This is a genomic window from Deinococcus pimensis DSM 21231, from assembly GCF_000519345.1.
Lineage (GTDB): Bacteria > Deinococcota > Deinococci > Deinococcales > Deinococcaceae > Deinococcus_A > Deinococcus_A pimensis.
Genome location: NZ_KI912643.1, coordinates 51,004 through 56,774, shown reverse-complemented (window position 1 = coordinate 56,774; position 5,771 = coordinate 51,004). Strand labels below are relative to the sequence as shown.

Sequence of the window (5,771 nt, the reverse complement as noted above, 5' to 3'; positions counted from 1 at the left end):
GTCGTGGTGACGAAGGTGCCCGACGCGGGCCGCGCGACGAGGTAGCCCTCGGTGATCAGGAGCTCCACCGCCTCCAGGACGGTGTTGCGCGCCACGCCCCAGTCGCGGGCGAGGGTTCGGGTGGAGGGCACGCGCGCCCCGGCGGGCAGGTCGCCGGACACGACGGCCTCCCGCAGGCTGCGGTAGACGCGGCGGTAGAGGGCCTCGCTCGGCTGCTCGGGCAGGAGACGCACCCGTCCATGGTAGGGCTTCGTGGGCGCGGCCACGGTGCGCGCACGAGGTCACACCCCCCTCAGGACGCGCTTTCTAGAATGGGAGTCGTGTCCCAGCCCGTCTCCACCCTGCTGCGCGAGTACCAGGACTACGTGCTCGCGTTCCGCCTGCGCCGCGCCCTCGGTGGGCGCGTCGCGCCGAAGGGCGCCCTGCTTCCGCTGAACGTCTACGCGCGCAAGCGCATCGAACGGCAGTCCCTGGCAATGGCCCTCGTCCGCAAGGAGATCCCGCTGGCGGGTCTGCGCGAGATCGACCGTCTCACGAGCGAGACGGCCTTCGGCTTCTGGCACAACCCGTCGGAGGTCGCGGACTTCCTGCGTGCCGCGACGCGTCAGGGCGGCCACCCGGCGCTCGGGAGCCCGGAGGCGTTCGCGTCGCTGTTCACGTCCGCCGAGCACGCGCGGCTCGGGGGGCGCGCGAAGGACGTGTGCGTGCACTACCTGACCTGCCTGAGCCTCGCGGCGCCCGGCATCGATCCCGTGGCGCTCGAGCACGTGTACCGGCGGCTGGAGGCCTTCGACGTGCCGCTGTTCGTGGACGAGCTGCCGCAGGCGGACCGCACCGCCTGAAAATCCCCGTCACCTGAAAGGGTCTTGACAAGAGTTTTTTTCAGGCTTACGGTGAGGGCACCTGTCCAACTTCCCTCGCCGTGCATCACGTCGTGCATCGTCGTTCCCTCCGTCAGGCGGAGGTCCGAATGTCGCAGCTCACCCTGCCGCCGGGCGCGCTCGGTCGGCTCAAGACCCAGCACGGCACGCTCAGCCCGTCGTTGCGGCGCGTCACGGAACACGTGCTGCGTCACCCCGATCAGGTCATCTACCAGACCATCACGGAACTCGCCGAGCACGCCCGGGTCGGTGAGGCGAGCGTCACGCGGCTGTGCCGCAAGCTCGGCTACGCGGGCTTCCACGCCTTCAAGATCGCCCTCACGACGGACCTCGCGGCCTCCCCCAACGCGCACGGCGACCCCACGGAGCCCGTCTCGGACCTCGCGTCGCACGCCGCCCGCGACGCGGTCATCGCGATCGAGGAGACGCGCCGCATCATCGACGCGGACACCGTGGAGCGCGTCGCGCAGCGGATCGCGCGGGCGCCGCGCGTGGACGTGACGGGTCAGGGCAGCAGCGGCGTCGCCGCGCAGTTCCTCGCGCACAAGCTCATGCGGCTCGGGGTGAACGCCGTCTCCTACCCGGACCCGCACATCGCGGCGGTCTCCGCGTCCACCCTCACGAACGAGGGGGTCCTGATCGGCCTGACCCGCTCGGGCAGCACCATCGACACCGTGCAGAACCTGCGCATCGCCGAACGCGCGGGCGCGTTCACGGTGGCCGTCACGAACCGCGCGAGCTCGCCCGCCACGCAGCACGCGCGCGAGGTGATCTACACCGTCAGTCCCGAGGCGCCCCTCGCGGGCGGCGCGATCTCCAGCCTCACCAGCCAGATCCTCGTCGTGGAGGTGCTCTACACCGCCGTGCTCGCCCACGTGCCGCACGGTTCCGAACTCATCCGCAGGACCGCCGAGTCGGTCGTGGAGAAGAAGTACTGAGGCCACAGGCCCAGCCAGGAGGACGTATGAAACGATTCGCCATGCTCAGCCTCGCCCTCGCCCTGACCAGCTCGACAGTCGCGCTCGCGCAGAAACCCGTCGAGATCGAGTTCTGGACGTTCTACCTCAGCCCGAAGTTCGACGACTACATCAACGGCGTCATCAAGGCCTTCGAGGCGCAGAACCCCGGCATCAAGGTGAAGTACGTCGACAAGCAGGCCACGCTGGAGCAGGAACTGATCTCCAGCATCAACCTCGGGAACGCCCCGGACGTCGTGAACCTCTGGTCGGACAGCACGTGGGCGGGCGCGGACAACAACCTGCTGCTGCCCATGACGGACCTCGTCGGCAGGAGCGAGCTCACGCGGCTCTACCACGCGAACCCGCTGAGCAACTTCGAGGCGAACGGCAAGGTGTACGGCCTGCCGTGGTACGGCTCCCTCGACGCGGGCGTCATGTCGTACAACACGGACCTGTTCAAGAAGGCGGGCATCACCAAGCTCCCCACGACCACCACGGAACTCGTCGCGGCGGCCAAGGCCGTCAAGGACAAGACGGGCGCGTACGGCTGGGCGCCCGCCATCAAGGACCCGAACGGCGCGAGCTTCCTCGGCACCTTCGTCTTCGAGGGCCTGCCCATCGTGCAGGGCGGCAAGGCCGTGTTCAACAGCCCCGCGCACGCGAAGCTCCTGCAGACCTACGTGGACCTGTACAAGCAGGACTACATCCCGCAGGAACTGCTGCGCAAGGAGGCCTTCCAGCTCAGCACGGAGCTCTACGCGCAGGGCAAGCTCGCCACGATCATCGGGGGGCCCCAGGCGCTGACGCGCATCCGCGACAACAACAAGGAGATCTACGGCAAGACCGCCGTGGTGAACGCGCCGCTCGGCGCGGGCAAGGTGCAGCCGGGCAGCGGGATGGACCTCGTGATTCCGCGCGCCAGCAAGCACCCCAAGGAGGCGCTCGCGTTCGCGAAGTTCATGACGAACCGCGCGAACCAGGTGGCCTTCGCGAAGGTCGTGCCGGTCATCCCCACCGCGAAGGGCGCGGAGACCGATCCGTTCTTCGCGAAGGCGAAGGGCAGCAAGGACCCCATCGAGCGCGCGACGGGCCTCGTCGGCGCGAGCGGCGCGAGCATCAAGTACGCCATCCCGAACGTCGGGAAGACGGACGACCTGTTCAAGAACTTCAACGACAACATCGAGGCGGCGTTCCTGGGACGCAAGACGGCCCAGCAGGCGCTGAACGACAGCGTGGAGTTCTGGAACAAGAACATGAAGAAATAAGTTGTAGAGACGCGTCACCGCCCCAGGCAGGAGGACCGGACCGCTCCGGTCCGTACGACGCCAAAGGCTGGACGGCCACCCACTCGTGTAGAGACGCGTCACCGCCCCAGGCAGGAGGACCGGACCGCTCCGGTCCGTACGACGCCAAAGGCCTGACGGCCACCCACTCGTGGAGAGACGCGTCACCGCCCCAGGCAGGAGGACCGGACCGCTCCGGTCCGTACACCCACCCCCATCCACCATTCCCCCGGCCGACGCCCCGTTCCCGCGGGGCTCGGCCCGGCCCCGTTCGGAGTCCGCATGAGCCGCAGTGCCCGCACGACCGTCCTCGCGTTCCTGTTCCTGCTGCCGGCGTTGTTGCTGCTGGCGGTGTTCACGTTCTATCCGGTGCTGTACGGGTCGTACCTGGGCTTCACGAGGTACAACGCGCTGAGCTTCGGCAATCACGAGCCGCCACGCTGGGTGGGGCTGGAGAACTTCCGGACCCTGGCGGGCGACGAGCTGTTCCGCACGGGCGTCGTGAACTCCCTGAAGTACCTGCTGGTGGTGCCCGCGCTGCAGCTCGTGTCGCTCGCGGTGGCGTCGCTGGTGAACCGGCGCCTGCCGTTCGTGACGTTCTTCCGCGCGGCGTACTACGTTCCCGTCGTGACGAGCGTGTCGCTGGCGGCGGTGATGTGGGACTGGGTGTTCAACAAGGACGGCCCGCTGAACTGGGCCCTGAAGACGGTGCACCTCATGGCGCAGGGCACGAACCAGAGCTGGCTGCTCGACCCGGACACGGCGTTCTGGTCGATCATGCTGGTGACGTTCTGGCGTGGCTTCGGGTACTACATGGTGCTGTACCTGGCGGGCCTGCAGGCGATCCCGGCGGAGCTGGAGGAGGCCGCGCGGCTCGACGGGGCGAACGCGTGGCAGACGTTCTGGCGGGTGACGGTGCCGCTGATGCGGCCGACGATCCTGCTGTGCAGCCTGCTGTCGACGCTCTCGGCGCTGAGGGTGCTGGAGGAGGTCATCGTGTTCACGAACGGGACGGGCGGGCCGCTGAACAGCACCTTCACGGCGCTGCTGTACGTGTACCGCAAGAGCTTCGGCGGGCTGGACTTCGACTACGGTCTGGCGAGCGCGGCGGGTCTGGTGGTGGCGGCGCTCGCGCTGGTGCTGTCCATCGCGAACTTCCGGCTGATGCGTGAGGGGAGCGTGCGCGCGTGAGCCTCACGAGGACGGAATCCGGGGCGCGTGCCGACGTGAGACCGCGCGGCGGGCTGCGGGTGCGGCGCGGGCTGGGCCTGCTCGGGACGTACGCGCTCCTGATCGGCATCCTGGTCTTCGCGATCTTCCCGTTCGTGTGGACCTTCGTGATCAGCGTGACGGACAGCGGGTCCGTCACGACGGGCCGCACGGTGTACGACTTCCCCGCGAGCCTGTGGCCGAGGCACGTGACGCTGGACAACTTCGGGAACGTGCTGCGCACCTACCCGGGGCTGGGGCGGGCGTTCGTGAACAGCGTAATCATCTCGGGCCTGACGGTGCTGGGGACGTTGGTGGTGTCGTCGCTCGCGGCGTACCCGCTGGCACGCTACGACTTCCGGGGGCGCGACGTGGTGTTCGGGGTGATCCTCGCGACGCTGGTGCTGCCGACGGAGACGAACTTCCTCGTGAACATGCTGACCCTCGCGAGGGTGCGGCAGTGGCCGGTGGTGGGCGAGTACCTCGGGGTGGGCTCGTACATGGCGGTGGTGCTGCCGACGCTCAGCACGGCCTTCGGGATCTTCCTGATGCGGCAGGCGTTCCTGAGCGTGCCGGGCGCCCTCCTGGAGGCCGCGCGGATCGACGGGGCGACGGAGGGGCAGATCCTGCGGCGCGTGATGCTGCCGCTCTCCGTGCCGTCCCTGGCGGCGCTGGGCATCTTCACCCTGGTGGGCACGTGGAACGCGTACTTCTGGCCGTCGATCGCGCTGACGGGCGAGCAGGACCGCTTCCCGCTGGCGGTGGAGATGCTCAAGCTCAAGGGCGCGTTCAACGACAACATCTTCAACACGGCGGCGGGCGCGGTGCTGATGATGCTTCCGGTGCTCACGCTGTTCGTGCTGGCGCAGCGCTTCTTCATGCGGGGCCTCGACGGGGCGGTCAAGTGACGCGCGTGGGGAGCGTGTTCGTGACGGACCTGCCGGGGCCCGTGCTGGACGAGCGGTGGCGCGCGCACCTCTCGCGGCACGGCTTCGCGGGGGTGTGCCTGTTCCGCCGCAACGTCGTGAACGACGAGCAGGTGCGCGCGCTCGTGCGGGACGTGCGGGAGGTGCTGGGGAGCGAGGCGTTCGTCGCGATCGATCAGGAGGGCGGCGCGGTGCTGCGCGTGCTGGACGCGCCGCTCTCCCCCGCCCCCATGGCGCTCGGCGCGGTGGGGGACGTGGCGCTCGCGCGGCGGGTGGGCGCGGCGACGGGCCGCGCGCTCCTGTCCCTGGGAATCAACTGGAACTTCGCGCCCGTGCTGGACGTGAACAGCGATCCCCTCAACCCCGTGATCGGGGAGCGCAGTTTCTGCGGGGACGCCGCGCTCGTCGCGGAGCTCGGCGCGGCGTGGGCGCTGGGCCTGGAGGACGCGGGCGTCCTGTCGTGCGCGAAGCACTTCCCGGGGCACGGGGACACGCGGGAGGACAGCCACCTCG

7 protein-coding genes are annotated in these 5,771 nt (G+C 69.3%); 6 read left to right on the top strand and 1 reads right to left on the bottom strand.

All coding sequences use genetic code 11. From position 1 onward, the window contains the following. A partial coding sequence (locus DEIPI_RS39650) for a GntR family transcriptional regulator (protein ID WP_045234195.1) occupies window positions 1-233 on the bottom strand: 233 nt, incomplete at its 3' end. A gap of 78 nt (window positions 234-311) precedes the next feature. Here DEIPI_RS39650 and DEIPI_RS0111990 point away from each other — a divergent pair. From DEIPI_RS0111990 to DEIPI_RS30670, 6 genes are all read left to right on the top strand, one after another. Continuing rightward, window positions 312-842, top strand: coding sequence for a hypothetical protein (locus tag DEIPI_RS0111990; protein WP_027481929.1), 531 nt, complete (start codon window positions 312-314; stop codon window positions 840-842). A gap of 128 nt (window positions 843-970) precedes the next feature. Next, the gene (locus DEIPI_RS0111985; RefSeq protein WP_027481928.1) at window positions 971-1,819 is read left to right on the top strand and encodes a MurR/RpiR family transcriptional regulator; all 849 of its coding nucleotides are present in this window, start codon (window positions 971-973) and stop codon (window positions 1,817-1,819) included. A gap of 26 nt (window positions 1,820-1,845) precedes the next feature. Continuing rightward, complete coding sequence (locus DEIPI_RS0111980) at window positions 1,846-3,105, top strand: ABC transporter substrate-binding protein (protein ID WP_027481927.1); 1,260 nt, start codon at window positions 1,846-1,848, stop codon at window positions 3,103-3,105. A gap of 300 nt (window positions 3,106-3,405) precedes the next feature. Beyond that, complete coding sequence (locus DEIPI_RS0111975) at window positions 3,406-4,314, top strand: carbohydrate ABC transporter permease (RefSeq protein ID WP_027481926.1); 909 nt, start codon at window positions 3,406-3,408, stop codon at window positions 4,312-4,314. Further along, window positions 4,311-5,240: a carbohydrate ABC transporter permease gene (locus tag DEIPI_RS0111970; protein WP_084474218.1), complete on the top strand. Its 930-nt coding sequence runs from the start codon at window positions 4,311-4,313 to the stop codon at window positions 5,238-5,240. The genes DEIPI_RS0111975 and DEIPI_RS0111970 overlap by 4 nt, the downstream gene beginning before the upstream one ends. Window positions 5,241-5,260: 20 nt before the next feature. Continuing rightward, a partial coding sequence (locus tag DEIPI_RS30670; RefSeq protein ID WP_281173205.1) for a glycoside hydrolase family 3 N-terminal domain-containing protein occupies window positions 5,261-5,771 on the top strand: 511 nt, incomplete at its 3' end.